A 26,647-nucleotide genomic window follows, 5' to 3' on the forward strand; every position below is an offset into this window, starting at 1 on the left:
TTGAGCAACCACGACGGCGATATACCACCTCCGCGAGAGCGGCGGCGGTTGAGCCGCAAAGAGGGGCGAAGCGTGCAGCTGGTAGTCGCGCGGATCGGCCGCGCCCACGGGATCAAGGGCGAGGTCACCGTCGAGGTGCGCACGGACGAGCCGGAGCTGCGGCTCGGGCCCGGCGCCGTACTGGCCACCGACCCGGCCTCTGCCGGACCGCTGACGATCGAGACCGGCCGGGTGCACAGCGGCAGGCTGCTGCTGCGCTTCGAGGGCGTACGGGACCGCACCGGCGCGGAGGCGCTGCGCAACATCCTGCTGATCGCCGAGGTCGATCCCGAGGCGGTCCCGGAGGACCCCGAGGAGTACTACGACCACCAGCTGATGGACCTCGACGTCGTACTCGCCGACGGCACCGAGATCGGCCGGATCACCGAGATCAGCCATCTGCCGTCGCAGGACCTGTTCATCGTCGAGCGGCCGGACGGCAGCGAGGTGATGATCCCGTTCGTCGAGGAGATCGTGACCGAGATCGACCTGGAGGAGCAGCGCGCCGTCATCGACCCGCCGCCCGGGCTGATCGACGACAGCCAGGCGGAGGTCGCCTCGTCGAGGGACGCCGACTGATGCGGCTCGATGTCGTCACGATCTTCCCGGAGTACCTGGAACCGCTGAACGTCTCGCTCGTGGGCAAGGCACGCGCACGCGGCCGGCTCGACGTCCAGGTGCACGATCTGCGCGAGTGGACCTACGACCGGCACAACACCGTCGACGACACCCCGTACGGCGGCGGCCCCGGCATGGTCATGAAGACCGAGCCCTGGGGAGACGCGCTGGACGACGTCCTGGCGGGCGGCTACGAGGCCGGAGCGCACGGCCCGGTCATGGTCGTGCCCACGCCCAGCGGCCGCCCCTTCACCCAGGAACTGGCCGTGGAGCTCTCCGAGCGGCCCTGGCTCGTCTTCACGCCCGCGCGGTACGAGGGCATCGACCGCCGCGTCATCGACGAGTACGCGACCCGGATGCCGGTCTACGAGGTCTCCATCGGCGACTACGTCCTCGCCGGCGGCGAGGCGGCCGTCCTGGTGATCACCGAGGCCGTGGCCCGGCTGCTGCCCGGAGTCCTCGGCAACGCCGAATCGCACCGGGACGACTCCTTCGCGCCCGGCGCGATGGCCAATCTGCTCGAAGGGCCCGTCTACACCAAGCCGCCCGAGTGGCGAGGTCGCGGCATTCCCGATGTGCTGCTCAGCGGCCACCACGGCAAGATCGCGCGCTGGCGCAGGGACGAGGCGTTCCGGCGTACGGCCCTCAACAGGCCGGACCTGATCGAGCGTTGTGACCCCGCCGCCTTCGACAAGAAGGACCGGGAGATGCTCTCCATCCTGGGCTGGTCCCCGGAGCCCGGCGGCCGATTTTGGCGAAGGCCCCAGGCCGTGGAAGAATAGGCCGCTGCTGTGTGTCCGGCCGGCGCCCCTGCCACAGGGGGAACGACGCCCGCTCGACGCGTACAGCACCCCGAAACCCATCTCGATCGTTCCGCTGATGACCTGTGGCATCGGCGAGGAAGCAGACCTTCATGTCTCACCTGCTCGACAACGTCAACGCGGCTTCGCTGCGCAGCGATGTCCCCGCCTTCCGTCCCGGCGACACCGTGAACGTCCACGTGCGTGTCATCGAGGGCAACCGCTCGCGTATCCAGCAGTTCAAGGGTGTTGTCATCCGCCGCCAGGGTGCGGGCATCAGCGAGACCTTCACGGTCCGCAAGGTCTCCTTCTCCGTCGGCGTCGAGCGCACCTTCCCGGTGCACAGCCCGATCTTCGAGAAGATCGAGCTCGTCACCCGCGGTGACGTCCGCCGCGCGAAGCTGTACTACCTCCGTGACCTGCGCGGCAAGGCCGCGAAGATCAAGGAGAAGCGCGACAACTGAGCGGTGGGCGACTGAGCTTCGGCTCACACCGCCCCCGGGTCCACAGGGCGGCCGGATAGGCTCTGCCCTCGATGGACACCGAAGCGAAGCACACGGAGCGCGACCGCTCTTCCGCCCCCGGGACCGGGGAAGAGGGAGAGGGGTCGCGCTTCATGCGTACGCGGCGCCTGCCCTCGATGTCCTGGCGAAGAGCGGTGGTGCTGGGCGTGGCCTGCACCGTCGCCGTGCTGCTGTTCAGCCGCTTCGTGGTGCAGCCCTTCCAGATCCCCAGCAGCTCCATGGAGCCGACGCTGCAGATCGGTGACCGGGTACTGGTGAACAAGCTGGCGTACGGTTCTGGTGCCGAGCCCGAGCGCGGAGACGTGGTCGTCTTCGACGGCACGGGGTCCTTCGTACAGGAGGGCATGGAGGAGAATCCGGTCAGTGCCGCGACGCGTGGGGCGCTCGCGGCGCTCGGTCTCGCGGAGCCCGCCGAGACCGACTTCGTGAAGCGTGTGGTGGGCGTGGGCGGCGACCGCGTCGTCTGCTGCGACAAGGGGGGCAGGGTCGAGGTGAACGGCGTACCGGTGGACGAGAGTTATCTCCATCCCGACGACGTGCCTTCCGTCGTCCCCTTCGACATCGTCGTTCCGCAGGGCACCCTATGGGTCATGGGAGACCACCGGAGCAATTCCCGCGACTCCCGAGACCACCTCGGGGAGCCCGGCGGCGGCATGGTGCCGGTCGACAAGGTCGTCGGGCGGGCGGACTGGATCGGCTGGCCGGCCGGCCGCTGGACCTCGCTGGAGCGCCCCGACGCTTTCTCCCGCGTACCGGACCCCGGGCGAATGCCGGGCGGCGGCCATGGGTAACCGTGGGCGTCCCGCAAGCCACCGGGCCGACACCCGGCTGCCGACCGGGACCAGGCCGACCAACGGCGCCCGGACGCTGCCCGGACGGGCGGAGCGGCGCAGGCTCGCGCAGAAGGTGAAACGCCGGCGGCGACGGTCCGCCATGAAGGAGATACCCCTCCTCGTAGGAGTGGCGCTGTTGATCGCGCTGGTCCTGAAGACCTTCCTGGTGCAGGCCTTTGTGATCCCGTCGGGCTCGATGGAGCAGACGATCCGCATCCAGGACCGCGTGCTGGTCGACAAGCTCACCCCCTGGTTCGGCTCGAAGCCGCAGCGCGGCGATGTCGTCGTCTTCAAGGACCCCGGCGGCTGGCTCGAGGACGAGAAGCCGACGACGACGGAAGACCCGATCGTCGTCAAGCAGGTCAAACAGGGTCTGACCTTCATCGGGCTGCTTCCGTCGGACGACGAGCAGGACCTGATCAAACGGGTCGTCGCGACTGGCGGCGACCGGGTCGTCTGCTGCGACAAGGACGGCCGCGTCACCGTCAACGGCGTACCGCTCATCGAGCCGTATCTGAACCCCGGAAACGTTCCGTCGACGCTGAAGTTCGACGTCCAGGTGCCGACCGGGCGGATCTTCGTCATGGGCGACCACCGGGCCAACTCGGCGGACTCCCGCTTCCATCTCGACGAGAAGGACCAGGGCACCGTCTCCGAGGAGGAAGTCGTCGGGCGTGCCGTCGTCATAGCCTGGCCGATCGGCCACTGGCGCAAGCTGGAAGAGCCGGAGACCTACGCATCCGTGCCGAACGCGCGTGCCGGGTCGACCGCGGCACTCCGCACGTCGAATAGTGTGTCCCCTCAGGATCAGAACGGAATGATCCTGCTCCCGAGCCCTGCGGAACTCCCGCTCGTTATGGGAGTGGTGGGCCTGCTCATTTTCCGGGTTGCCCGGGGCAGGCGGTTCTCGCGGAGTGAGGAGTGGATGTGGGGGATGTGGCCGTCGGCGCACGATCCGGACACGAGCAGCCGGAGGACAGGCCGGGGAAGCTCACCGAGCCGTCCGCAGCCGTGACGGATGATTCAGCGGCGCAGACGCCGGGAGACGAGGGTGACCGGGGCGTGGAGGGCGGATCCTCCGATGACGGCTCCGAGGGCAGTGGTACGGGACAGAAGAAGCAGCGATCCTTCTGGAAGGAACTGCCGCTTCTGATCGGTATCGCGCTGCTGCTCGCGCTGCTCATCAAAACCTTCCTGGTGCAGGCGTTCTCGATCCCCTCGGACTCGATGCAGAACACGCTGCAGCGAGGTGACCGGGTGCTGGTCGACAAGCTCACGCCGTGGTTCGGCTCGGAGCCCGAGCGCGGTGAGGTCGTCGTCTTCCACGACCCGGGCGGCTGGCTGGAGGGTGAGCCCACCCCCAAGCCGAACGCGATCCAGAACTTCCTGAGCTTCATCGGTCTGATGCCCTCGTCCGAGGAGAAGGACCTGATCAAGCGGACGATCGCGATCGCGGGCGACACGGTGGAGTGCAAGAAGGGCGGCCCGGTCAAGGTCAACGGGAAGGCGCTGAACGAGCCGTACATCTACCCCGGCGACACCCCGTGCGACGACCAGCCCTTCGGCCCCTTCAAGGTGCCGGACGGCAAGATCTGGGTGATGGGCGACCACCGGCAGAACTCCCGTGACTCCCGCTACCACATGGAGGATGTGAACGGCGGATTCGTGCCGGTCGACAAGGTCGTCGGACGTGCCGTCGTGGTGGCGTGGCCGCTCGACCGCTGGGCGGCGCTGCCGGTGCCGTCCACCTTCGACCAGCCCGGCATCAATGCCGCCGCCGCTGCCGCCACGTCGGCCGCGCCGCTGGCGATGGGCGCGGTCGGTGCGCTGCCGATCGTGCTCTGGCGCAGGAGGAGGCTGACCGGCGGGCATACCGCCGGGTAGGGTGCCGCCCAGATCGCAGATCCCCGGCGGCGTGTCTCCGGGGACCGAGTCTCCGGAGTTGGGAGCGCTGGGATGGGCGGAACAGGACGTACGGACGACGGCCGCGGCCGGCTCGGCAGTGCATTGTCGGGTCTGGCCGTGGCCGTCGGCTGTGTGCTCTTCCTCGGGGGCTTCATCTGGGGCGCCGTGGTCTACCAGCCGTACACCGTGCCGACCGACTCGATGACGCCGACCGTGCAGGTGGGCGACCGGGTGCTGGCGGAGCGGATCGACGGCGCCGAGGTGAAGCGCGGGGACATCGTGGTCTTCAAGGACGCGCAGTGGGGCGACATGCCGATGGTCAAGCGCGTGGTCGGCGTGGGCGGCGACAAGATCGCCTGCTGCGGCGACGGCGGCAAGCTGACCGTCAACGGCAAGGCGATCGACGAACCGTATCTGCGTGCCCAGGGACCCGCGGCGGAATCCTTCACGGCGACTGTGCCCGACGGGCAGCTGTTCCTGCTCGGCGACGACCGTCTGACCTCCCTGGACTCCCGTGTCCACCTGCAGGACCCGGGGCAGGGGTCGGTGCCGCGTTCGGCGGTGACGGCGCGGCTGGACGCCGTGGCATGGCCGCTGGACGGCGGTGTGCTGGACCGGCCGCAGGGGTTCGCGGCGCTGCCCGGCGGGGTGTCGCAGCCGGGGCCGGTGAAGCTGGTCGTCGGTTCTGTGGGGGCCGGGGCGGTGCTGATCATCGTCGGCGCGGCCTGGGGGCCGATCGCGCGCGGACTTGGCCGCAGGAAGTCGCCGGCCGCGCGGGACAGGGTGACGGCGGGTGCCTGAGGGTCATGTGCCTGAGGAGCATGTGGCTGAGGAGCATGTGCAGCCGCAGGAGCCGCCGGCGGCTGAGCAGCACTCGGGGCCTGAGACTCATCTGGTGCTTGAGACTCGGTTGCGGAAGGTCGCGCGGGTCATCCTGCTTGATCCGCAGGACCGCATTCTGCTGATGCACGGCTTCGAGCCGGACGATCCGGCGGACAGTTGGTGGTTCACGCCGGGCGGCGGTCTGGAGGACGGCGAGACGCGGGAGGAGGCCGCGCTGCGCGAGCTCGTCGAGGAGACCGGAATCACAGAGGTCGAGCTCGGGCCGGTGATCTGGCAGCGGGTGTGCTCGTTCCCATTCGACGGGCGGCGCTGGGACCAGGACGAGTGGTACTACCTGGCGCGCACCCGGCAGACCGCGACCAGCCTCAACGGCCTGACGGGGCTCGAGCAGCGCAGTGTCGCGGGCCTGAGGTGGTGGACCTCCGCCGAACTGTCGGCGGCCCGTGAGACGGTGTATCCGACCAGACTCGCCGAGCTGCTGATCACGCTGCTCGACGAGGGTCCTCCGAGTACGCCGGTGGTCCTGGCCCCAGAAATCGTCTAGGGGCACCAGGCGCTGACGCACAATGGGGGGACGCACGGCTGAAGGGGAACATGCCATGAGCGCCGAGGACCTCGAGAAGTACGAGACCGAGATGGAGCTGAAGCTCTACCGGGAGTATCGAGATGTCGTCGGGCTGTTCAAATACGTGATCGAGACCGAGCGTCGTTTCTACCTGACCAATGACTACGAGATGCAGGTCCACTCGGTGCAGGGTGAGGTCTTCTTCGAGGTCTCGATGGCTGACGCCTGGGTCTGGGACATGTACCGTCCGGCGAGATTCGTCAAGCAGGTCCGCGTTCTCACGTTCAAGGACGTGAATATCGAGGAGCTCAACAAGAGCGATCTCGAGCTTCCGAGCGGCTGACGCCCCTGGCTCCATCGCCCTGAGGGGTGACGGGGTTATCCACAACCGGTTGGTTGTCCACCAAGATCCACAAGTGGGGATCTGACGCGTCAGAGTCGGTGCCGGAGGTGGTGCCGAAATGAACGCGACGGGGGCACTGGGGCGGTACGGCGAGGATCTGGCGGCACGGCTGCTGACCGAGGCCGGCATGACGGTTCTGGCGAGGAACTGGCGCTGTGGGCGGGCCGGTGAGATCGACATCGTCGCCAGGGACGGCGACATGGTGATCGTCTGCGAGGTGAAGACCCGCAGGGCGGGCCCGTTCGAGCATCCGATGGCCGCGGTCACGCCGACGAAGGCGGAGCGGCTGAGACGGCTCGCCGAATGCTGGCTGGAGCGGCACGGCGGACCGCCGCCCGGCGGGGTGCGGATCGATCTTGTTGGAGTCGTGCTGCCCAGGCGTGGCGCACCGCTCGTTGAGCATGCGCGGGGGGTGGCGTGATGGGGTTCGCGCGAGCGTGTTCCGTTGCGCTGGTGGGCGTCGAGGGCGTGGTGGTGGAGGTCCAGGCGGACCTGGAGCCGGGCGTGGCCGCGTTCACGCTGGTGGGGCTGCCGGACAAGAGCCTGTGGGAGGCCAGGGACCGGGTCAGGGCGGCGGTGGTCAACTCGGGTGCTGACTGGCCGCAGAAGAAGCTGACCGTGGGACTCAGCCCGGCGTCCGTGCCCAAGGGCGGCAGTGGTTTTGATCTTGCAGTGGCCATGGCGGTGCTCGGTGCGGCCGAGCGCGTCGATCCCAAGGCCATCGCCGATCTGGTGCTGATCGGGGAGCTCGGTCTGGACGGCCGCGTCCGGCCGGTGCGGGGAGTGCTGCCGGCCGTGCTCGCCGCGGCGGAGGCGGGATACCGACAGGTGGTGGTTCCCGAACAGACCGCGGGGGAGGCCTCGTTGGTGCCGGGAGTCTCGGTCCTCGGCGTACGGAGCCTGCGACAGCTCATCGCCGTGCTGACCGATGAACCGGTCCCGGAGGAGGAGCGGGTCCCCGAGGGCAGCCCGGACCCGATGCTGGCCGGGCTGATGGTGCCGGGTGCCGGGGTGGGAACCGGCCTGGCGATGGAGCCTGCCGACGGCCCGGACCTCGCTGATGTCGCCGGACAGCGGACGGCGCGCACGGCACTGGAGGTCGCGGCGGCCGGCGGGCACCATCTGATGCTGCACGGCCCGCCGGGCGCGGGAAAGACGATGCTCGCGGAGCGTCTGCCCGCGGTGCTGCCGCCGCTGACCAGGCAGGAATCCCTCGAGGTCACGGCCGTCCACTCGGTGGCCGGAATCCTGCCGCCCGGCGAGCCCCTGGTGCGTACGCCGCCGTACTGCGCGCCGCATCATTCGGCCACGATGCAGTCCCTCGTCGGCGGGGGGAACGGGCTGCCGAGGCCGGGGGCGGTCTCGTTGGCTCATCGCGGGGTGTTGTTTCTCGATGAGACTCCCGAGTTTTCGGGCAAGGCGCTGGACGCGCTGAGGCAGCCGCTGGAGTCGGGACATGTGGTGGTCGCACGCAGCGGCGGAGTGGTCAGGCTGCCGGCCAGGTTCTTGATGGTGCTCGCGGCCAATCCATGTCCTTGTGGGCGGCACACGCTGCATGGGGCGGGGTGCGAGTGTCCGCCGTCGGCGATCCGGAGGTACCAGGCCCGGCTGTCCGGGCCGCTGCTCGACCGGGTTGATCTGCGGGTCGAGGTCGAGCCCGTCAGCCGCAGCGATCTGCTGGGGCAGGGCGGCCGGGGCGAGGCGACCGCGGTGGTTGCGGGACGGGTGCGCGAGGCCAGGGAGCGCGCCGCGGCACGGCTGCGCGATACACTGTGGACGGTCAACAGCGAGGTGCCCGGCCATGAACTGCGGACCCGATGGCTGGTTGCGCCCGGGGCGCTGTGCGCGGCCGAGCGGGACATGGAGCGCGGGCTGCTGACGGCGCGCGGCATGGACCGGGTGCTGCGGGTGGCGTGGACGATCGCGGACCTCGGCGGGCGGGACCGGCCGCAGTCGTACGACGTCGATCTGGCCCTGGAGCTGCGTACCGGAATCTCGCGAGGCGCGCCCATGCCGGCCGGCGCAGGAGGTCCCTGATGCGGGAGCCGGAGGAGGGAGCGGGAGAACGTACGGGGGAGCAGGAGCGGGTCGCGCGGGCCGCGCTCACGAGGGTGATCGAGCCGGGAGACGAGCACGGCGGACGGTGGCTGCGCGAGTTCGGGGCCGCGGAGCTGCTGGCACGCCTCACCGCGCCGGATCCGGACGACACGGCGCTGCCCGGGGCCACGCCACGCCGGATCGCGAGCTATCGGATACGGGCCGCTGCCGCTGATCCGCACCGGGATCTGGCTGCCGTCGCCGCGGTCGGTGGCCGTTTCATCTGCCCGGGCGACCGGGAGTGGCCGACGCAGCTCGACGACCTGGGTGGCGCCAGACCCATCGGGCTCTGGGTCCGCGGACGGCCCGATCTGCGGACCTGGGCGCTGCGCTCGGTCGCGGTCGTCGGAGCCAGGGCCTGCACTCCGTACGGAGCGCACATGGCGGCCGGCCTCGGCACGGGACTCGCCGAGCGTGGTTGGGTCGTGGTGTCCGGAGCGGCGTTCGGCGTTGACGGCTCGGCACACCGGGGCGCTCTGGCCGCGGGCGGTGCCACCGTCGCCGTGCTGGCCTGCGGTGTGGATGTCGTGTACCCGCGCGGCCATGCCGAGTTGATCGGCCGGATCGCCCAACAGGGTCTGGTCATCGGCGAGTTGCCGCCGGGCGACCATCCCACGCCCAGCAGATTCATCCTGCGGAACCGAGTGATCGCCGCATTGACCAGGGGCACGGTCGTCGTCGAGGCGGAGTACCGCAGCGGCTCGCTGGTCACGGCCCGCAGCGCACAGAGGCTCGGCCGTCACACGATGGGCGTGCCGGGACCGGTCACCAGCGGACTCTCCGCCGGTGTTCACGAACTGCTGCGCGGTGAGGGAGTGCTGGTCACCGACGCCGACGAAGTCGTCGAGCTGGTCGGTGACATTGGAGAGCTCGCGCCGGAACGCCGCGGTCCGGTGCTGCCGCGGGATCTGCTGGATCGCGTCAGCACACGGGTCCTTGATGCCATACCTGCACGTGGCGCGGTCGATGCCGGACGGATCGCCCGTGGTGCGGGGACGACGCCCGACGAGACGCTCGGCAGGCTGTACGAACTCCACTCACTGGGGTTCGTCGAACGGCACGGCGAGGGCTGGGAGTTGACGCGCAGCGCGATCCGCGGCTCGAACGCGCGGCGAGGCGGTCCTTGACCTGGAGCATTCGGGTGAAAAGGTGATGGCGATGACCTCTGCAGGCCTGATGGCGACCCCTCATGGCCCGGCGTATGCCATGTCGACGCCGGTTCGAAGGTGTGGGCGAGGGCGGATACCCCGCACAGGTTCGTTCCCCCGCCCTTCGCCCACCGCGACTGCGTAGTCACGCTACGCTCACCAGGTTCCCGGCCCCGACGCACGTCTCCCCCTCACAGCAGAACGGCTCAAGGCAACGCATGCCCCAGCACACCTCCGGGTCTGACCGCGCGGCAGCGCCCCCCGCTGCCCGTGGCACCGTGCGGCCCCCCGCTCCCTCCTCGCTCGAGGAGTTGTGGCGGTCGTACAAGGCCACGGGTGACGAGCGGCTGCGGGAGCAGTTGATCCTGCACTACTCGCCGCTGGTCAAGTACGTCGCGGGCCGGGTGAGCGTCGGGCTGCCGTCCAATGTGGAGCAGGCGGACTTCGTCTCCTCCGGAGTCTTCGGACTCATCGACGCCATTGAGAAGTTCGACATCGAGCGGTCCATCAAGTTCGAGACATACGCCATCACCCGCATCCGTGGCGCGATGATCGACGAACTGCGCGCACTGGACTGGATCCCGCGCTCCGTGCGGCAGAAGGCGAGGAACGTGGAGCGGGCCTACGCCACGCTCGAAGCGCAGTTGAGACGTACGCCCTCCGAGGGTGAGGTTGCCACGGAGATGGGCATCGGGGTCGACGAACTGCACGCGGTTTTCAGCCAGTTGTCGCTGGCGAATGTGGTCGCGCTGGAGGAGCTGCTGCATGTCGGCGGCGAAGGCGGCGACCGGCTCAGCCTGATGGACACGCTGGAGGACACGGCTGCGGACAACCCGGTCGAAGTGGCGGAGGGCCGCGAGCTGCGACGGCTTCTCGCCCGTGCGATCAACACGCTGCCGGATCGTGAGAAGACGGTCGTCACCCTCTACTACTACGAGGGGCTGACGCTTGCCGAGATCGGCAATGTCCTGGGCGTCACGGAGAGCCGGGTCAGCCAGATCCACACGAAGTCCGTGCTCCAACTGCGCGCGAAGCTCGCCGATGTCGGGCGTTGACTCGGAGCGTTGACGCCGGCCCTTGACGTCATGCGTTGACGTCGGGCTTCGACGCCGAATTTCGTCTGACCCTCGGCCTCGTGGGCGGACATCCGTAGAGTGGAGACGTGCCCAGGATTCGAGCGGCCTCTGTGGCCGAGCACCGGACGATGCAGCGCGCCGCCCTGCTGGACGCCGCGCGCTCCCTGTTGTCCGAGGGCGGTACGGAGGCGCTGACCTTCCCCGCTCTCGCCGAGCGCACGGGCCTGGCCCGGTCCTCCGTGTACGAGTACTTCCGGTCGAGAGCAGCGGTTGTCGAGGAACTCTGCGCGGTCGACTTTCCCGTCTGGGCGGCTGAGGTCGAGGCCGCGATGGCGCGGGCGGACACGGCCGAGGGCAAGGTCGAGGCGTATGTGCGACAGCAGCTCGCGCTCGTCGGCGACCGGCGGCACCGGGCCGTGGTCGCGATCTCCGCGAGCGAGCTGGACGACGGGGCGCGCGAGAAGATCCGCGCTGCGCACGGCGGGCTGATCGCGATGATCGTCGAGGCACTCGGCGAACTGGGCCACGACCAGCCGCGGCTGGCGGCGATGCTGCTGCAGGGCGTGGTGGACGCGGCGGTGCGCCGTATCGAGCTCGGCGCGGCGGAAGACCCGTCGGCGATCGCCGACGCGGCGGTCTCGATGTCACTCCGCGGGGTCCGCGGCTAGCCGTCCGATTCCACCGTCGACCGTGATCCGGGGCGCTGTCCCGGGCCCTGCGCCTGCGGCCTGTCCGGGCTCTGCCCAAGGCCCCGAGCCTCTCGTGTAGCGGGGGGCTTCGCCCCGCGCCCCCGCGCCTGCGTCCTATCCGGGGTTCGGCCCCCGAACCTCTCGTGCGCAGAGGGCGTCGCCCCCGCAGCCCCGCGCCTGCGGCCTGTCGGGGCTCCGCCCCAGACCCCGAGCGCCTTGTGCAGTAGGCGCTCCCCCGCTTGTCGCCGTGCCCGGGTGAAGACCCACCGGCTCAGCGTCGCCGCGATCAAGAGCAGTGCCGCGTGCGCCGCGGCTGCTGAGGCCGAGGTGCGAGTGGCAAGGGCCGCAGCGACCGGGGGCGCGGGGGAGGCGAGTGGTGGGGTGCCGAAGATTGGGAGGAGTCTTGGCGGTGGGCGGTGCAGGAGCCATGGTGGGAGCAGGGACAGCGGGTCCAGATACTCCTTGCCGCGCAGCAGGCCCCAGTGCAGGCAACCGGTGTCGCAGTGCGAGGGGCCCGGGGCGACGCGGGCCACCACCTGGCCGGCGTTCACGTCCGTGCCCACCGGGAGCAGCGCGCTGACCGGTTCGTAGGTCGTGCGCAGCGGAGGCTCACCCGTGCCGGTGAGGCTCACGGTGAGTACGCCGCGGCCCGCGACCCGGCCCGCGAAAGTGATCTGGCCCGGCGCCGCGGCCCGTACCTCCGTACCCGGTGGCGCGGCAAGATCCACGCCGCGGTGACCCGGACCGTAGGCCGAGCTCGGCGGCTCCCAGCCGCGGACCACCGCCGGCCGCGGCGGTCCCACCGGCCAGTTCCGCCCGCCACCGCCATCGAGCCCCGCGGCCGACGCAGGTGCCCACCCGGCGACGACCAGCGAGAACAGGGTCAGTAACAGGGTCAGTGACAGGGGCAGTAAAGGAACGAGAAGTCTGCGGTACATGGGACCGACCGTCCCGCATCACGGCCCACCCAAGTGGATCATGGTCCTGATCTGTGGAGTACCGACCGGTTGTGGACAGCGCCGTCACCCGGCACCGCCCGGGTCCCGTACACTTCTTCTGGCGATCCGGGTCACCGGGTCGACTTCGCACGCCCCGCCACCACCCTTCTTCAGGTCGGTGGCCGCGCCCCTCGGTCCCTCGTGGCACGGCGCGTCGGGGCGTCAGGACATAACCGAGAATCCAAGGAGATACGGCCATGGCCGTCGTCACGATGCGGGAGCTGCTGGAAAGCGGCGTCCACTTCGGTCACCAGACCCGTCGTTGGAACCCGAAGATGAAGCGATTCATCTTCACGGAGCGCAACGGCATCTACATCATCGACCTGCTCCAGTCGCTGTCGTACATCGACCGCGCCTACGAGTTCGTCAAGGAGACCGTCGCCCACGGCGGCTCCATCATGTTCGTCGGTACGAAGAAGCAGGCCCAGGAGGCCATCGCCGAGCAGGCGACCCGCGTCGGCATGCCGTTCGTCAACCAGCGCTGGCTCGGCGGCATGCTGACCAACTTCTCCACCGTCTACAAGCGTCTGCAGCGCCTCAAGGAGCTCGAGCAGATCGACTTCGAGGATGTGGCCGCGTCCGGCCTCACCAAGAAGGAGCTCCTGGTTCTCTCCCGCGAGAAGGCCAAGCTGGAGAAGACCCTCGGTGGTATCCGCGAGATGCAGAAGGTGCCGAGCGCCGTCTGGATCGTCGACACCAAGAAGGAGCACATCGCCGTCGGTGAGGCGCGCAAGCTCCACATCCCGGTCGTCGCGATCCTCGACACCAACTGCGACCCCGACGAGGTCGACTACAAGATCCCGGGCAACGACGACGCGATCCGCTCCGTCACCCTGCTCACCCGCGTGATCGCCGACGCCGTCGCCGAGGGCCTCATCGCCCGTTCCGGCGTCGCCACCGGTGACTCCAAGCCGGGCGAGAAGGCCGCGGGCGAGCCGCTCGCCGAGTGGGAGCGCGACCTGCTCGAGGGCGAGAAGAAGGACGAGGCTCCGGCCGCCGAGGCCGAGAAGCCGGCCGAGGCCAAGGCTGAGGCTGAGGTCGAGGCCGAGAAGCCCGCCGAGGCCGCTGCTGAGAAGCCCGCCGAGGCCGAGGCTGAGGCTGAGAAGCCGGCCACGGACGCCGAGCAGGCCTGAAGCACACAGCTTCGGTAGTCGACGGCGGGGGACGGTGCCACAAGCGCCGGCCCCCGCCGCTCACCCGTAGATCTTCGACTTTCGACATTCGAGAGAGATTCAAGGACATGGCGAACTACACCGCCGCTGACGTCAAGAAGCTCCGCGAGCTCACCGGCGCCGGCATGATGGACTGCAAGAAGGCGCTAGACGAGGCCGACGGCAACGTCGACAAGGCCGTCGAGGCGCTGCGCATCAAGGGCCAGAAGGGCGTCGCCAAGCGCGAGGGCCGCTCTGCCGAGAACGGTGCCGTCGTTTCCGTGCTCGCCGACGACAACACCTCCGGTGTCCTCGTCGAGCTGAAGTGCGAGACGGACTTCGTCGCCAAGGGCGACAAGTTCCAGGCCGCCGCCAATGCGCTCGCCGCCCACGTCGCCGCGACCGCCCCGGCCGACATCGAGGCGCTGCTCGCCTCCGAGATCGAGCCCGGCAAGACCGTCCAGGCGTACGTCGACGAGGCCAACGCCAACCTCGGCGAGAAGATCGTCCTGGACCGCTTCGCGCAGTTCACCGGTGGGTACGTCGCCGCGTACATGCACCGCACGATGCCCGACCTCCCGCCGCAGATCGGCGTCCTTGTCGAGCTCGACAAGGAGAACGCCGAGGTCGCCAAGGGCATCGCGCAGCACATCGCCGCCTTCGCGCCGAAGTACCTCTCCCGCGAGGACGTCCCGGCCGAGGTCATCGAGGCCGAGCGCCGCGTCGCCGAGGAGACCACGCGTCAGGAGGGCAAGCCCGAGGCCGCCCTGCCGAAGATCGTCGAGGGTCGCCTCAACGGCTTCTTCAAGGACGCCACGCTTCTTGGCCAGCCGTACGCGCTCGACAACAAGAAGTCCGTCCAGAAGGTCCTGGACGAGGCCGGTGTCACGCTGAAGCGCTTCGCGCGCATCAAGGTCGGCATCTGACGCGTTTAGCGATCGACACGGGAGCCCGCTAGGGTTCCTTACGCAGTCGCCGATCGCGCTGGCGCCGGACGACCGCAGATCTGACGAGGAGGCCATTGCCGACAGGGACACCATGACCCACGGCAATGGCCTTCTTCGTATGTGCACGAGGAGATCTCCATGAACAAGGGCGCGGACGCCAATCAGGCAGCCGACGACAAGAGCGACCACGACGTGAAAAAGGCCGGGCGCTTCATGCTGAAGCTCTCCGGTGAGGCGTTCGCCGGCGGCGGAGGTCTCGGCGTCGACCCCGATGTCGTACACGCCATCGCCCGCGAGATCGCCGCGGTCGTCCGCGACGGTGCTGAGATCGCGGTCGTCATCGGCGGCGGCAACTTCTTCCGCGGAGCGGAACTGCAGGTGCGCGGAATGGACCGGGCGCGCTCCGACTACATGGGCATGCTCGGCACGGTGATGAACTGCCTCGCCCTCCAGGACTTCCTGGAGAAGGAAGGCATCGACTCCCGGGTCCAGACCGCCATCACCATGGGCCAGGTCGCGGAGCCGTACATTCCGCTGCGCGCCGTACGCCACCTGGAGAAGGGCCGCGTCGTCATCTTCGGCGCCGGTATGGGCATGCCGTACTTCTCCACCGACACGACCGCGGCCCAGCGCGCCCTGGAGATCGACGCCGAGGCCCTGCTGATGGGCAAGAACGGCGTGGACGGGGTCTACGACTCCGACCCCAAGACGAACCCCGACGCGGTGAAGTTCGACGCGCTGGAGTACGGCGAGGTGCTCTCCCGCAATCTCAAGGTCGCGGACGCCACCGCCATCACCCTGTGCCGCGACAACGCCCTGCCGATCCTCGTCTTCGAACTGCTCACGGAAGGCAATATCGCGCGGGCCGTCAAGGGTGAGAAGATCGGCACTCTCGTGAGCGACCAGGGCACCCGGGCCTGACTCGGGGGACTCCCTCCAGGGATAGACAAAGTCCTGCCGGTCGGACACCGTGCAGGGAAGACGCGACACAGGTTCCGCCCGCCCAGTTGCATGCCGGGCCTACTCAAGACACGCAGGAGCAAGTGGTGATCGAAGAGACCCTCCTCGAGGCCGAGGAGAAGATGGAGAAGGCCGTCCTGGTCGCCAAGGATGACTTCGCCGCGATCCGCACCGGACGTGCGCACCCGGCGATGTTCAACAAGATCGTGGCCGACTACTACGGTGCGCTGACCCCGATCAACCAGCTGGCCTCGTTCTCGGTGCCGGAGCCGCGCATGGCCGTGGTGACCCCGTTCGACAAGACCGCGCTGCGCAATATCGAGCAGGCGATCCGGGACTCCGACCTGGGCGTCAACCCGAGCAATGACGGCAACATCATCCGGGTGGTGTTCCCCGAGCTCACGGAGGAGCGCCGCCGCGAGTACATCAAGGTCGCCAAGAGCAAGGCCGAGGACTCGAAGATCTCGATCCGCGCCGTGCGACGCAAGGCCACTCAGACCATCGACAAGCTGATCAAGGACGGCGAGGTCGGCGAGGACGAGGGCCGCCGTGCTGAGAAGGAGCTCGACGACACCACCGCGAAGTATGTCGCGCAGGTGGACGAGCTGCTGAAGCACAAGGAAGCCGAGCTGCTCGAGGTCTGATGAACGACTCTTCCTGGGGGGCCCCGCCGCGAGCCGGCTACTGGGGGCCGCCCGACCAGGGGCCTGCCCCGGCGGGTCCCGCATACGATGAGCATGACGCACAGCAGACTCGGCCCATGCCCATCGTGCCGGACTTTCCCGACGCAGGTAGAGACGCCGAAGACCGTAATGACCGCGACGAGCACAACGACCGCGACCGGGGGGCCGCTCGGCTGAGCGGCCCCCTGTTCCGCGACGAGATTCCGCAGGAGCCCATGCCCACCCCGCAGTCGGCGCCCGAGCCGGAGAAGAAGCGGGCCGGTCGTGATCTGCGGGCGGCCATAGCGGTGGGCGCCGGCCTGGGCGCGGTGATCGTGGCATCGCTCTTCATCGTCAAGGCCGTGTTCGTGGGCGTCGTCGCGGTGGCGGTTGTCGTGGGCCTGTGGGAACTGACGTCCCGGCTCGAGGAACGCAAGCAGATCAAGGCCCCGCTGGTGCCGCTCGCGGTCGGCGGTGCGGCGATGGTCGTGGCCGGTTACGTGCGCGGGGCCGAGGGCGCGTGGGTCGCGATGGCGCTCACCGCGCTCGCGGTGCTGGTCTGGCGGATGACCGAGCCGCCCGAGGGCTATCTGAAGGACGTCACGGCGGGTGTGTTCGCCGCGTTCTACGTTCCCTTCCTCGCGACCTTCGTGGCGATGATGCTCACCGCGGACGACGGTCCGCAGCGGGTGCTCACCTTTCTGATGCTCACCGTGGTCAGCGACACCGGTGCGTACGCGGTGGGCTGGCGGTTCGGCAAGCACAAGCTCGCGCCCCGGATCAGCCCGGGCAAGACGCGCGAGGGCCTGGTGGGCGCGGTGACGTTCGCGATGGCGGCCGGCGCGCTGTGCATGCAGTTCCTGATCGACGACGGCACCTGGTGGCAGGGTCTGCTGCTGGGCTTCGCGGTCGCGGCCAGCGCGACGCTCGGCGACCTGGGCGAGTCGATGATCAAGCGCGACCTCGGCATCAAGGACATGGGCACGCTGCTGCCGGGCCACGGCGGCATCATGGACCGGCTTGACTCGCTGCTGCCGACGGCTCCGGTGGTCTGGCTGCTGTTCGTGGTCTTCGTGGGAAGCGGCTGACCTGTGTCCCGCGGCGGAGCCGCATGCGTCTCAGCCCGGTGAGGGGCTCGTTGTCCACAGGACTGCGAGCCCCTCTTCGTATCTCTGCGACAACAGACGGCGCTGCGACGGAGCCTGATTCTGCTGTCGTGCATGCTCCTCGCCGTCACCCTCGAGCGCCTGGGCAAGCTGCGTGCCGGTTGCCGATGAACGACGATGGAGAGACAGGGGCTGGCCGTTTCTGGAGCTTCCGCCCCGCAGGGCGCATACCGCCGTGGCGCACCGAGGACGCGGCGGAGGGAGTTCGCCGTGGACCCACCCCCCGCCTCCGGTCCGGAGGAGCATGGCCGACAGAGGCCGAGCGGCCCGTTGGACGATGCCGAACGAGCGGAGTACGAGCGACTCCGGCGCACTCTCGGCGTGCGACACCGTCGTCTGCGACTCTGTGGAGCTTCCCTGCTTCTCACGCTGGCCGTTCTGCTCGCACCCGTCAGCGTCATTGCCACCTGGGTAAATTCCGAGGTCACCGATGTTGATCGGTATGAGCAGACCGTCTCACCTCTCGCCAGGGACCCCGCCGTCCAGGATCTGATGGTTGATCGTGTCACTGACGGCGTTGTCGAGAACATTGACGCTCGCAAGATCACCGACGCGGTCGCGGACACTCTGGCCGACCGTGATGCACCCCGCTTCCTTGTCGACGCGGCCAGGACGCTGGATGAAGAGCTCAAGGGCGGACTGACGACCGGCGTGCGCTTCGCGGTCGGGAAGGTGGTGACGAGCGACGCCTTTGCCAAGGCGTGGGACAGCATCAACCGCGGCGCGCACACCGCCGCGACGAATGTCCTCACGGGGGAGGGAGGCGGAGCGATCGAGGCCAAGGGCGACACCATCACACTGAACGTCGCCAACGTGATTGAGGAATTGCAGAAGCAACTGATCGGCGTGACGCTTGTCGAGGCAGCAGACATTCCCGGGGCCGACAAGTCGATCGTGCTGGTTCGGAACGACAATCTGAGCGAGGCCCGTGATGCTGCCCACTGGCTCGGCGTTGTCGGCCCGTGGTTGCCCTTGGCGGTGGTTGTGCTCGCCGGGCTGGGCATCTGGGCGGCACCTTCACGCCGGGTTGCGCTGATGGCCGGCGGCATCGGCATCGGCGTCATGATGTGCGGGCTTCTCGTCGGACTCGCCGTCATGCGCCAGATCTATCTGGATGCGGTGACTCCGGTAGCCCAGTCGCAGGAAGCCGCAGCAGCCGTCTACGACATCCTGGTGAGGTTCCTCCGGCAGGCCATTCTCACAGTGCTCCTCACGGCCCTGCTCACAGTGATCGCGGGGTATCTGTACGGACAAGGCCGCGGTGCCGCCGCCGTGCGCTCAGCCGCAGCCCGAAGTACCGAAACCGCCGGGCACGCGCTCGCCCGGAGAGGGTTGACGACAGGTGCCGTCGGACAGTGGCTGCGCACGAACCGGCCCCTGACCACAGGCGCCGTCATCGGCGCCGGGGGCCTCACTCTCTTCCTGTGGAACTACCCCACGCCCGCCGTCGTGGCGCTTCTGCTCCTGTTCGTCGTCGTTGTCCTGGTGATCCTGGGCGTCCTTGCCGCTGCGGACGGAGCGGAGCAACGCTTATAGGTGCGGCGCTGCTGCGACAGCACGGGATGCTCTCTCTCGGCCGGAGCCGGCGCTCCATTCGTCAGCCTCTTGCCGGCGGCCCCGAAGACTCAGGACGTCCCGGGGCCGCTATGAGGTGGGGCCTCGGTGTCGAGCGTGTTCGACAGCCCGTACCGGACCTGCACGTTGCGGTGCTCCACGCCGACCTCGACCGAGTCGGGCAGGTTCGTTCTCGTGCTCACCGTGGCCGAGCGGGTGCCGGGGCTCCCGCTGAAACGGACGTCCGCCCGCGGCGCTTCACGGAAACGGAGCCGGTCGGCCGCCACGGTGGAGGTGAACTCGATGTCCGGGTGCTGGTGTTCAGGCTTTCACGGAGGCTGGCCGTCCTCCTCCGGCGCCTGCTCCCGCACACGCTTCACCTTGCGACGAGGCGTTTCAGCGGCCCGTCGCGCCCGCCCCTCGCCGGCTTCGGCGGCCCGTCGCTTGCGCGCGGGTTCTTTGCGCGCGAGCTTCCGTTCTGCGCGACCTGTCGCGCCCCCGGCCTTCCTGGCGCGCGTCGCGCCGCCACTCGCGGCCTTCGGGACGTCGGACACTTTCTCTGCGGTGTCCGGCAGCGTCTCGCCGACCCGCGCGGCGGCTCCCTCCACCGTGTCCCCGGTCCGTTCCGCGAGCCCCGCGACCGCGCTGCCCGTCTCGTCACCCAGGCGCTCCACCGCGGTCTCGGCCCCGCGTCCGACACCCTCGACCGCCTCGCCGGCGCCGCGCCCCACGTCCTCGACCGCCTCGCCGGCGCCGCGCCCCACGTCCTCGACCGCCTCGCCGGCGCCGCGCCCCACGTCCTCGACCGCCTCGCCAGCACCACGCCCGACTTCGTCGAGCGCACGGCCCGCCCCAGTGCCCACCTCACGTACGGCGGTCCCGACGCCTGAGGTCACGTCCCTGAGGATGTCCGGGTTGCGGTCGATGGTCGTCAGAACCCTCCCGATGACCTCCACGACGTTGTCCAGACGCACCTTCAGCAGCGCTTGCGCCTCCACGCCCTTGATGTCGAGATGGACGGCGCCCAGCTCCACGACCGCCCCCACGTTCAGCCGGAGCAGGTCGAGCACCTCCGCCTGGAGCGACACCCTCGCGCGGAGATCTTCGACGTCGAGGGTGATCTCGTCCACCTTCAGCAGGGGGACGTCGAGGAGAACGTCCGGCTCCGCGAGCTCCGCACCGACGGGTTCCTCGTCGACGTAGTCATCGACGTCATCGACGTCGGTTTCCGTCACATCCTTGGTGCCCTCGTCGTCCATGCCGCTCCTCGAGAACGCCCACGTAAAGGGATCTTTCCGATCCTTCCACCGCCCTTGGGAGGCCGCCACCGGTCGGCAAGCGGCCCGGCACCGCCCCTGCTAGGGGCACCCGGCACGGCGCGTCTGGCCCTGGCCAGGCGGAACGTCTCGGATCCCGGGCCGTCCGCGGGCCGTCTGCGGGCCGCCCGAGGGTGCCCCACGTCGACCAACAACGACCGATGACCACCACCCCCGAACCAACGGCCACAGGTCACGAGAATCCTTCTGCGACACTGGTAGCACCATGCCCAAGCCCGGAGAACTGACTTTCGTCGCGCCCCGCGGAGCCAAGAAGCCGCCGCGGCACCTTGCCGACCTCACGCCCGCAGAGCGCAAGGAGGCTGTCGCCTCGATCGGCGAGAAGCCGTTTCGCGCCAAGCAGCTGTCGCAGCACTACTTCGCGCGGTACGCCCACGACCCCGCCCAGTGGACCGACATCCCCGCCGCCGCCCGCGAGAAGCTCGCGTCCGAGCTGCTGCCGGATCTGATGGCCGTCGTACGGCACATCTCCTGCGACGACGACACCACGCGCAAGACCCTGTGGCGGCTGCACGACGGCACGCTCGTCGAGTCCGTGCTCATGCGTTATCCGGACCGGGTGACGATGTGTATCTCGTCGCAGGCCGGCTGCGGGATGAACTGCCCGTTCTGCGCCACCGGGCAGGCTGGCCTGGACCGCAATCTGTCGACCGCCGAGATCGTGCACCAGATCGTCGACGGCATGCGCGCGCTGCGCGACGGCGAGGTGCCCGGCGGGCCCGCCCGGCTGTCGAACATCGTGTTCATGGGCATGGGCGAGCCGCTCGCCAACTACAAGCGGGTCGTAGGCGCCGTCCGCCGGCTCACGGACCCGGAGCCGGACGGGCTGGGGCTCTCGCAGCGCGGGATCACCGTCTCGACCGTCGGCCTGGTGCCCGCGATGCTGCGCTTCGCCGACGAGGGCTTCAAGTGCCGTCTCGCCGTCTCGCTGCACGCACCGGACGACGAGCTGCGCGACACCCTCGTCCCGGTGAACACCCGCTGGAAGGTCCGGGAGGTGCTGGACGCGGCCTGGGAGTACGCGGAGAAGTCCGGCCGCCGTATCTCCATCGAGTACGCGCTGATCAGGGACATCAACGACCAGGCGTGGCGCGGTGATCTGCTCGGCCGGATGCTGAAGAGCAGGCGGGTCCATGTGAACCTGATTCCGCTCAATCCGACGCCCGGATCCAAGTGGACGGCGTCCCGGCCCGAGGACGAGAAGGCGTTCGTCGAGGCGATCGCTGCCCACGGTGTGCCCGTGACCGTACGGGACACCCGTGGCCAGGAGATCGACGGAGCGTGCGGACAGCTGGCCGCGTCCGAACGCTGAGGCAAGCCCGTCGGCGCGGGCTGATACTGTGCCCGTGCCTGTGCTATCGCACAAATGAACAATGAACATTCCGACAGGGGAGCGCACACAGCGCTGAGAGTGCGGCAAGGCCGCAGACCCTCGGACCTGATCCGGGTCATACCGGCGTAGGGAGTCAGCACCACATGAACAGCCAGTTTCGGCGTGCCCTCGGCGGCGCGCTTTCCGCGGCCGTCGGCATCACCGCCCTCGCGGCCTGCGGCGAGGAGTCCAAGGACTCCTCCTCCGGCGGCTCGACGTCCAAGACCGTGACGCTCGTCAGCCATGACTCGTTCGCCGCCTCCGACTCCGTACTGAAGGAGTTCACCAAGGAGACCGGCTACACGGTCAAGGTGCTCAAGAGCGGCGACGCCGGTGCGGCTCTGAACAAGGAGATCCTCACCAAGGGCTCGCCGCAGGGCGATGTCTTCTTCGGCGTCGACAACACCCTGCTCTCGCGCGCCCTCGACAACGACCTGTTCACGTCGTACGAGGCCAAGGGCCTGGCCCAGGTGCCGGACGAGGTGCAGCTCGACAAGGACAAGCACCGTGTCACGCCCGTCGACACCGGCGACATCTGCGTCAACTACGACAAGAAGTACTTCGCCGACAAGAAGCTCCAGCCGCCGGCGTCCTTCGACGATCTGATCAAGCCCGAGTACAAGAACCTGCTGGTCACCGAGAACGCGGCGACGTCCTCGCCGGGCCTCGGCTTCCTCCTCGGCACGGTCTCGAAGTACGGCGACGAGGGCTGGCAGGACTACTGGAAGAAGCTCAAGGCCAACGGCGTCAAGGTCGTCGACGGCTGGGAGCAGGCGTACAACGAGGAGTTCTCCGGCTCCGCCGGCGGCAAGAAGGCCAAGGCGGACCGGCCGCTCGTCGTCTCGTACGCCTCCAGCCCGCCGGCCGAAGTGCTCTTCTCCGAGCCGCAGCCGGCCGAGGCCCCGACAGGCGTCGCGACCGGCACCTGCTTCCGCCAGATCGAGTTCGCCGGTCTGCTGGACGGCGCGAAGAACGAGAAGGGCGGCAAGGCCCTGCTGGACTTCCTGGTCTCCAAGAAGTTCCAGGAGGACATGCCGCTGAACATGTTCGTGAACCCGGTGATCAAGGGTGCGCAGCTGCCCGAGGTGTTCACGAAGTTCGGCGCGGTCGTCGACAAGCCGGAGACCGTCGACCCCGACAAGATCGCCAAGAACCGTGAGCAGTGGGTCCAGTCATGGTCCTCGCTCGTAGTGAAGTAACGAAGTCCCACGGCGGGAAGACGGCGCGCGGGAAGTCGGTCCGCGGGAGCCTGGTGCGGCTCGGGCTGATGGCCGGGCCCGTCGCGTTCTTCGCCGTCTTCTTCGCGTATCCCGTCGTCGCGATCGTCGGCCGCGGGCTCCAAGTCGACGGCGTGTGGCAGTTCGGGCGGATCGGCGAGGTGCTGGGCCGCGCGGACTTGCAGCGCGTGCTGTGGTTCACCACCTGGCAGGCGCTCGCGTCGACGGCGCTCACGCTGCTGATCGCGCTGCCAGCCGCATATGTCTTCGCGCGCTTCGACTTTCCCGGCAAAGGGCTGCTGCGGGCGGTGGTCACCGTTCCGTTCGTGCTGCCGACCGTGGTCGTCGGCACCGCGTTCCTCGCGTTGCTGGGGCGCGGCGGGCTGCTCGACGAGCTGTGGGGGATCAGGCTCGACACCACCGTGTGGGCGATCCTGCTCGCGCATGTCTTCTTCAACTACGCCGTCGTCGTACGGACCGTGGGCGGGCTCTGGTCGCAGCTCGACCCGCGTCAGGAGGAGGCGGCGCGGGTGCTGGGCGCCGGACGGTTCGCGGCCTGGCGACGCGTGACGCTGCCCGCGCTCGGGCCCGCCGTCGCGGCCGCGGCCCTGATGGTCTTTCTCTTCACCTTCACCTCCTTCGGCGTCGTACAGATTCTCGGCGGGCCGACGTTCTCCACGCTGGAGGTGGAGATCTACCGGCAGACGGCGCAGCTGCTGGACCTGCCGACGGCGGCGGTGCTGACGCTGGTGCAGTTCGCGGCGGTCGGTGCGATCCTCGCCGTGCACGCTTGGACGATACGGCGGCGGGAGACCGCGCTGAGGCTGGTGGACCCGGCCGGGACCGCGCGCCGGCCGAAGGGCGCGAAGGACTGGGCGCTGCTCGGCGGAGTGCTGGCCACCGTGCTGCTGCTGATCCTGGTGCCGCTCGGGGTGCTCGTCGAGCGGTCGCTGGACGTGCCGGGCGGATACGGCTTCGCGTTCTACCGGGCCCTGCAGTCGACGGGTGACGGCGGCGGCAGCTTCCTCGTCCCGCCGATCGAGGCGGTCTGGAACTCGCTGCAGTACGCGCTGGCGGCCACCGCCATCGCCCTGCTCATCGGAGGGCTCGCGGCGGCCGCGCTCACCCGGCGCGCGGGCCGGTTCGTGCGCGGGTTCGACGCGCTGCTGATGCTGCCGCTCGGGGTTTCCGCGGTGACCGTCGGCTTCGGTTTTCTGATCACGCTCGACGAGCCGCCGCTCGATCTGCGGACCTCATGGATCCTTGTCCCGCTCGCGCAGGCACTGGTCGGTGTCCCCTTTGTCGTACGGACCATGCTTCCGGTGCTGCGCGCGGTCGACGACCGGCTGCGTGAGGCCGCGGCCGTGCTCGGTGCGTCGCCGCTGCGGGTGTGGCGGGAGGTCGATCTGCCGCTGGTGCGGCGTGCGGTGCTGATCGCGGCGGGCTTCGCGTTCGCCGTGTCGCTCGGCGAGTTCGGCGCGACCGTCTTCATCGCCAGGCCCGACAATCCGACGCTGCCGGTCGCCGTCGCCCGCCTGCTCGGCCGACCCGGCGAGCTCAACTACGGCCAGGCGATGGCGCTTTCGACGATCCTCATGCTGGTGTGCGCAGCGGCGCTGCTGCTCCTGGAACGGATGCGCACCGACAAGACCTCCGGGGAGTTCTGATGGCCTTGCTGCGCATCGACGACGTGACCGTACGGTTCGGGGCGCGGGCCGCGCTCGACTCGGTGGATCTGGAGGTCGCCGAGCACGAGATCGTGTGCGTCCTCGGGCCGAGCGGCAGCGGCAAGTCCACGCTGCTGCGGATCGTCGCCGGGCTGCAGAGCGCGGACTCCGGGCGGGTTCTGCTGTCCGGCGCCGACCAGGCCGCAGTGCCGGTGCACCGGCGCGGCGTCGGTCTGATGTTCCAGGACCACCAGCTCTTCCCGCAGCGCGACGTCGGCGGCAATGTCGCCTTCGGGCTGCGGATGCACGGCATCGGGCGGGCCGAACAGGCCCGCCGCGTGGACGAGTTGCTGGATCTTGTCGGGCTGCCCGGGGCACGGCGCAGGGCCGTCGCCTCGCTCTCCGGCGGCGAGCAGCAGCGGGTCGCGCTGGCCCGGGCGCTGGCGCCGGAACCGCGGCTGCTGATGCTGGACGAGCCGCTCGGCCAGCTCGACCGCGGGCTGCGGGAGCGCCTGGTGGTCGAACTGCGCGGGCTGTTCGGCCGGTTGGGCACCACGGTCCTCGCCGTCACGCACGACCAGGGCGAGGCCTTCGCGCTCGCCGACCGCGTCGTGGTCATGCGCGAAGGCCGGATCGCCCAGGCCGGCACGCCGCTGGAGGTCTGGCAGCGGCCCGCGTCCGAGTTTGTCGCCCGCTTCCTGGGCTTCGACAACGTGGTGGCAGCGACGGTCAGCGGCACGGCCGCGGACACCGTGTGGGGCAAGGTGCCGGTGCCGGACGGTTCGCCGGAGGGCGAGTGCCGGTTGCTGGTGCGGCCCACGGGCGTACGGCTCACCGATCCGGCCGACGGGCTGCACTGCACGGTCGAGGGCCGTACGTTCCGCGGCCACCACGTCGCCGTACGGCTGCGGCCGCACGACGGTCCGCCGCTGGAGGCGGAGTGCGCGCTGCGGGACGCGCCGGAGGAAGGGGCCGAGGTCGGCGTGGTATTCGCGGCGGACGACGTGGTGGTCCTCGGCTGAGACCTCCGGGTGTCTTTTCAGGGCACGCGGACGATGAGCAACTGGCCCTGAGCGGTCAGCGGCTGTGCGTCGATCAGGCTGCGCACCCAGCTGACGACGGCATACCTGCCCGGCCGCATCGGCATCCGCAGCGTCACCTCACGGCCCGACGAGAGCGGCGGTGTGCCGAGCCCTCCCGCGAAGTCGATCGGCGGGACTCCGGTGCCGGTCTTGAAGAACGCGACGACATCGGCCTCGGTGACCGCGTCGTCGACGACGGGATACAGGCGGGCCTCGTTCACGTGGTCGCGCATGGCGTTCACATAGCGAAGCGGCTGGTCCGCGAGGATCCGGCCGCTGAGCGCGAAACGGGGCGCGCCGGCCGGTCCGTCGAATGCCGTCAGCGTGCCACAAGGGCGCGGCGGCCGGTCTCCGGAGTCGTGAGTCCCGACGATGAGCGGGCGTACGTACTCCTGTCCCGGCGCGGGCTGACGGCCCAGCCCGCCCGCGAAGTCCAGGTACTCCAGCACGAGATAGGCGCCGGGCCGCAGGCGCAGGGTGAAGGTGGAATCGGCTCCGGGGTGGGGCGCGGCGCCGCCCAACTGGTCGGCGGTGGCCATCAGTTCCCTGGACGCCCGGATGACGTCCGCCGGGTCCTCGGCCGCGAACACCTGCCGCATCCGGGCGCGGAACTGGGCTTCGGTCGCTCCGTCGAGGAGCTTGGCGATGCCGATGGTTCCGGTGAGCGGGCCGGTGGTCCGCACCCGGAAGGTCACGGCGCCGGCGGGTGCGGTCGCCGGAGACTCGAACCGGTCCTCGCCGGTGACGATCTCCAGCGGCCCGGACTCCAGCGGCCCGGCCGCGACCGTAGCGGACCGCTTCGGCCGCGCGGCCCCGGTGAGCGCCACCACGCCCGCCGCGGCCCCGGCGGCCAAGACACCCCGTCTGTTCCACATCCCAGTCCCCACCCCTCCGGTCCGCGTACGCAGCCGACCGGTCATCCAGTGAAGCCGGGTTCGGCCGGGGACGGAAGGCCGCGCAGGGCAGGGGGCTCAAGGCTCGGTCGAACGTGCCG

26 protein-coding genes, 2 pseudogenes and 1 riboswitch are annotated in these 26,647 nt (G+C 69.6%); of the genes and pseudogenes, 24 read left to right on the forward strand and 4 right to left on the reverse strand.

Annotated features, from left to right (window positions below):
* Nucleotides 1–72: 72 nt before the first annotated feature.
* The 14 genes and pseudogenes from rimM to ACH4YL_RS35775 all read left to right on the forward strand — a co-directional run bounded on the left by rimM (nt 73) and on the right by ACH4YL_RS35775 (nt 11,519).
* Nucleotides 73–618: a ribosome maturation factor RimM gene (gene rimM, locus ACH4YL_RS35710; protein ID WP_398511685.1), complete on the forward strand. Its 546-nt coding sequence runs from the start codon at nt 73–75 to the stop codon at nt 616–618.
* The gene (gene trmD, locus ACH4YL_RS35715) at nt 618–1,439 is read left to right on the forward strand and encodes a tRNA (guanosine(37)-N1)-methyltransferase TrmD (RefSeq protein WP_398511686.1); all 822 of its coding nucleotides are present in this window, start codon (nt 618–620) and stop codon (nt 1,437–1,439) included. Before rimM ends, trmD begins: the two co-directional genes overlap by 1 nt.
* A 131-nt stretch (nt 1,440–1,570) precedes the next feature.
* Nucleotides 1,571–1,921, forward strand: a complete 351-nt coding sequence (gene rplS / locus ACH4YL_RS35720; RefSeq protein WP_398511687.1) for a 50S ribosomal protein L19 — start codon at nt 1,571–1,573, stop codon at nt 1,919–1,921.
* Nucleotides 1,922–1,992: 71 nt separating this feature from the next.
* Nucleotides 1,993–2,772 carry a signal peptidase I gene (lepB, locus tag ACH4YL_RS35725; RefSeq protein ID WP_398511688.1) on the forward strand — a complete coding sequence of 260 codons (780 nt, stop codon included), beginning with the start codon at nt 1,993–1,995 and terminating at the stop codon, nt 2,770–2,772.
* Nucleotides 2,765–3,836 (forward strand): annotated as a pseudogene (lepB, locus tag ACH4YL_RS35730) (signal peptidase I). Before lepB (ACH4YL_RS35725) ends, lepB (ACH4YL_RS35730) begins: the two are co-directional and overlap by 8 nt.
* Nucleotides 3,742–4,698, forward strand: coding sequence for a signal peptidase I (gene lepB, locus ACH4YL_RS35735; protein ID WP_398511689.1), 957 nt, complete (start codon nt 3,742–3,744; stop codon nt 4,696–4,698). The pseudogene lepB (ACH4YL_RS35730) and the gene lepB (ACH4YL_RS35735) overlap by 95 nt, the downstream one beginning before the upstream one ends.
* A 72-nt stretch (nt 4,699–4,770) precedes the next feature.
* Nucleotides 4,771–5,520 (forward strand): signal peptidase I, encoded by a 750-nt coding sequence (lepB, locus tag ACH4YL_RS35740; protein ID WP_398511690.1) that lies wholly within the window; start codon nt 4,771–4,773, stop codon nt 5,518–5,520.
* Between the two features lie 94 nt (nt 5,521–5,614).
* A complete protein-coding gene (locus ACH4YL_RS35745; RefSeq protein WP_398511691.1) occupies nt 5,615–6,106 on the forward strand; it encodes an NUDIX hydrolase in 492 nt (163 codons plus the stop codon).
* Nucleotides 6,107–6,161: 55 nt separating this feature from the next.
* Entirely contained in the window at nt 6,162–6,470 is a 309-nt protein-coding gene (locus ACH4YL_RS35750) for a DUF2469 domain-containing protein (RefSeq protein ID WP_003993268.1), read from the forward strand.
* 118 nt (nt 6,471–6,588) lie between these two features.
* Nucleotides 6,589–6,951 (forward strand): YraN family protein, encoded by a 363-nt coding sequence (locus ACH4YL_RS35755; protein WP_398511692.1) that lies wholly within the window; start codon nt 6,589–6,591, stop codon nt 6,949–6,951.
* Nucleotides 6,951–8,567 carry a YifB family Mg chelatase-like AAA ATPase gene (locus tag ACH4YL_RS35760; protein ID WP_398511693.1) on the forward strand — a complete coding sequence of 539 codons (1,617 nt, stop codon included), beginning with the start codon at nt 6,951–6,953 and terminating at the stop codon, nt 8,565–8,567. Before ACH4YL_RS35755 ends, ACH4YL_RS35760 begins: the two co-directional genes overlap by 1 nt.
* Complete coding sequence (gene dprA / locus ACH4YL_RS35765) at nt 8,567–9,754, forward strand: DNA-processing protein DprA (protein ID WP_398511694.1); 1,188 nt, start codon at nt 8,567–8,569, stop codon at nt 9,752–9,754. The genes ACH4YL_RS35760 and dprA overlap by 1 nt, the downstream gene beginning before the upstream one ends.
* Nucleotides 9,755–9,993: 239 nt before the next feature.
* Nucleotides 9,994–10,830 carry an RNA polymerase sigma factor WhiG gene (gene whiG, locus ACH4YL_RS35770; protein WP_398511695.1) on the forward strand — a complete coding sequence of 279 codons (837 nt, stop codon included), beginning with the start codon at nt 9,994–9,996 and terminating at the stop codon, nt 10,828–10,830.
* Between the two features lie 131 nt (nt 10,831–10,961).
* On the forward strand, nt 10,962–11,519 hold the full coding sequence (locus tag ACH4YL_RS35775) for a TetR/AcrR family transcriptional regulator (protein WP_398511756.1): 558 nt from the start codon (nt 10,962–10,964) through the stop codon (nt 11,517–11,519).
* A gap of 398 nt (nt 11,520–11,917) precedes the next feature.
* On the opposite strand, the pseudogene ACH4YL_RS35780 reads toward ACH4YL_RS35775, so the two are convergent.
* Nucleotides 11,918–12,478: pseudogene (locus ACH4YL_RS35780) on the reverse strand (peptidoglycan DD-metalloendopeptidase family protein); the annotation flags it as partial.
* Nucleotides 12,479–12,735: 257 nt separating this feature from the next.
* On the opposite strand from ACH4YL_RS35780, the gene rpsB reads away from it, so the two are divergent.
* The 6 genes from rpsB to ACH4YL_RS35810 all read left to right on the forward strand — a co-directional run bounded on the left by rpsB (nt 12,736) and on the right by ACH4YL_RS35810 (nt 18,960).
* Nucleotides 12,736–13,671 carry a 30S ribosomal protein S2 gene (rpsB, locus tag ACH4YL_RS35785; RefSeq protein ID WP_398511696.1) on the forward strand — a complete coding sequence of 312 codons (936 nt, stop codon included), beginning with the start codon at nt 12,736–12,738 and terminating at the stop codon, nt 13,669–13,671.
* 107 nt (nt 13,672–13,778) lie between these two features.
* Entirely contained in the window at nt 13,779–14,615 is an 837-nt protein-coding gene (tsf, locus tag ACH4YL_RS35790; protein ID WP_398511697.1) for a translation elongation factor Ts, read from the forward strand.
* A gap of 159 nt (nt 14,616–14,774) precedes the next feature.
* Entirely contained in the window at nt 14,775–15,557 is a 783-nt protein-coding gene (gene pyrH, locus ACH4YL_RS35795) for a UMP kinase (protein ID WP_398511698.1), read from the forward strand.
* A gap of 125 nt (nt 15,558–15,682) precedes the next feature.
* Nucleotides 15,683–16,240: a ribosome recycling factor gene (gene frr, locus ACH4YL_RS35800; protein ID WP_398511699.1), complete on the forward strand. Its 558-nt coding sequence runs from the start codon at nt 15,683–15,685 to the stop codon at nt 16,238–16,240.
* On the forward strand, nt 16,240–17,346 hold the full coding sequence (locus tag ACH4YL_RS35805; RefSeq protein ID WP_398511700.1) for a phosphatidate cytidylyltransferase: 1,107 nt from the start codon (nt 16,240–16,242) through the stop codon (nt 17,344–17,346). The genes frr and ACH4YL_RS35805 overlap by 1 nt, the downstream gene beginning before the upstream one ends.
* A 399-nt stretch (nt 17,347–17,745) precedes the next feature.
* A complete protein-coding gene (locus ACH4YL_RS35810; RefSeq protein ID WP_398511701.1) occupies nt 17,746–18,960 on the forward strand; it encodes a hypothetical protein in 1,215 nt (404 codons plus the stop codon).
* An 89-nt stretch (nt 18,961–19,049) separates the two neighbouring features.
* Here the strand turns inward: ACH4YL_RS35810 and ACH4YL_RS35815 are convergent, their stop codons facing one another.
* Entirely contained in the window at nt 19,050–19,181 is a 132-nt protein-coding gene (locus ACH4YL_RS35815; RefSeq protein WP_398511702.1) for a hypothetical protein, read from the reverse strand.
* A gap of 126 nt (nt 19,182–19,307) precedes the next feature.
* The gene (locus ACH4YL_RS35820) at nt 19,308–20,237 is read right to left on the reverse strand and encodes a hypothetical protein (protein WP_398511703.1); all 930 of its coding nucleotides are present in this window, start codon (nt 20,235–20,237) and stop codon (nt 19,308–19,310) included.
* A gap of 283 nt (nt 20,238–20,520) precedes the next feature.
* Here ACH4YL_RS35820 and rlmN point away from each other — a divergent pair, with 283 nt between their 5' ends.
* The 4 genes from rlmN (at nt 20,521) to ACH4YL_RS35840 (ending at nt 25,593) form a co-directional block, all read left to right on the forward strand.
* Complete coding sequence (rlmN, locus tag ACH4YL_RS35825) at nt 20,521–21,627, forward strand: 23S rRNA (adenine(2503)-C(2))-methyltransferase RlmN (RefSeq protein WP_398511704.1); 1,107 nt, start codon at nt 20,521–20,523, stop codon at nt 21,625–21,627.
* 65 nt (nt 21,628–21,692) lie between these two features.
* Nucleotides 21,693–21,797, forward strand: a riboswitch (TPP riboswitch).
* Nucleotides 21,792–22,886, forward strand: coding sequence for a thiamine ABC transporter substrate binding subunit (locus ACH4YL_RS35830; RefSeq protein WP_398511705.1), 1,095 nt, complete (start codon nt 21,792–21,794; stop codon nt 22,884–22,886). (Overlaps the previous riboswitch by 6 nt.)
* A gap of 68 nt (nt 22,887–22,954) precedes the next feature.
* Nucleotides 22,955–24,571, forward strand: coding sequence for an ABC transporter permease (locus ACH4YL_RS35835; RefSeq protein WP_398511757.1), 1,617 nt, complete (start codon nt 22,955–22,957; stop codon nt 24,569–24,571).
* Nucleotides 24,571–25,593: an ABC transporter ATP-binding protein gene (locus ACH4YL_RS35840; RefSeq protein WP_398511706.1), complete on the forward strand. Its 1,023-nt coding sequence runs from the start codon at nt 24,571–24,573 to the stop codon at nt 25,591–25,593. Before ACH4YL_RS35835 ends, ACH4YL_RS35840 begins: the two co-directional genes overlap by 1 nt.
* A gap of 17 nt (nt 25,594–25,610) precedes the next feature.
* Here ACH4YL_RS35840 and ACH4YL_RS35845 read toward each other — a convergent pair whose 3' ends face one another.
* Nucleotides 25,611–26,528, reverse strand: a complete 918-nt coding sequence (locus tag ACH4YL_RS35845; protein ID WP_398511707.1) for a hypothetical protein — start codon at nt 26,526–26,528, stop codon at nt 25,611–25,613.
* Nucleotides 26,529–26,647: the final 119 nt, after the last annotated feature.

This window comes from Streptomyces sp. NPDC020681, from assembly GCF_044334895.1.
Taxonomy (GTDB): Bacteria; Actinomycetota; Actinomycetes; order Streptomycetales; family Streptomycetaceae; genus Streptomyces.

Coding starts and splice junctions, on each gene's coding strand:
- trmD (WP_398511686.1), top strand. CDS start 618: ATGCGGCTCGATGTCGTCACGATCTTCCCGGAGTACCTGGAACCGCTG.
- rplS (WP_398511687.1), top strand. CDS start 1,571: ATGTCTCACCTGCTCGACAACGTCAACGCGGCTTCGCTGCGCAGCGAT.
- lepB (WP_398511688.1), top strand. CDS start 1,993: ATGGACACCGAAGCGAAGCACACGGAGCGCGACCGCTCTTCCGCCCCC.
- lepB (WP_398511690.1), top strand. CDS start 4,771: ATGGGCGGAACAGGACGTACGGACGACGGCCGCGGCCGGCTCGGCAGT.
- ACH4YL_RS35750 (WP_003993268.1), top strand. CDS start 6,162: ATGAGCGCCGAGGACCTCGAGAAGTACGAGACCGAGATGGAGCTGAAG.
- ACH4YL_RS35755 (WP_398511692.1), top strand. CDS start 6,589: ATGAACGCGACGGGGGCACTGGGGCGGTACGGCGAGGATCTGGCGGCA.
- ACH4YL_RS35760 (WP_398511693.1), top strand. CDS start 6,951: ATGGGGTTCGCGCGAGCGTGTTCCGTTGCGCTGGTGGGCGTCGAGGGC.
- dprA (WP_398511694.1), top strand. CDS start 8,567: ATGCGGGAGCCGGAGGAGGGAGCGGGAGAACGTACGGGGGAGCAGGAG.
- whiG (WP_398511695.1), top strand. CDS start 9,994: ATGCCCCAGCACACCTCCGGGTCTGACCGCGCGGCAGCGCCCCCCGCT.
- rpsB (WP_398511696.1), top strand. CDS start 12,736: ATGGCCGTCGTCACGATGCGGGAGCTGCTGGAAAGCGGCGTCCACTTC.
- tsf (WP_398511697.1), top strand. CDS start 13,779: ATGGCGAACTACACCGCCGCTGACGTCAAGAAGCTCCGCGAGCTCACC.
- pyrH (WP_398511698.1), top strand. CDS start 14,775: ATGAACAAGGGCGCGGACGCCAATCAGGCAGCCGACGACAAGAGCGAC.
- ACH4YL_RS35805 (WP_398511700.1), top strand. CDS start 16,240: ATGAACGACTCTTCCTGGGGGGCCCCGCCGCGAGCCGGCTACTGGGGG.
- ACH4YL_RS35820 (WP_398511703.1), bottom strand. CDS start 20,237: ATGGACGACGAGGGCACCAAGGATGTGACGGAAACCGACGTCGATGAC.
- rlmN (WP_398511704.1), top strand. CDS start 20,521: ATGCCCAAGCCCGGAGAACTGACTTTCGTCGCGCCCCGCGGAGCCAAG.
- ACH4YL_RS35830 (WP_398511705.1), top strand. CDS start 21,792: ATGAACAGCCAGTTTCGGCGTGCCCTCGGCGGCGCGCTTTCCGCGGCC.
- ACH4YL_RS35835 (WP_398511757.1), top strand. CDS start 22,955: ATGGCCGGGCCCGTCGCGTTCTTCGCCGTCTTCTTCGCGTATCCCGTC.
- ACH4YL_RS35840 (WP_398511706.1), top strand. CDS start 24,571: ATGGCCTTGCTGCGCATCGACGACGTGACCGTACGGTTCGGGGCGCGG.
- ACH4YL_RS35845 (WP_398511707.1), bottom strand. CDS start 26,528: ATGTGGAACAGACGGGGTGTCTTGGCCGCCGGGGCCGCGGCGGGCGTG.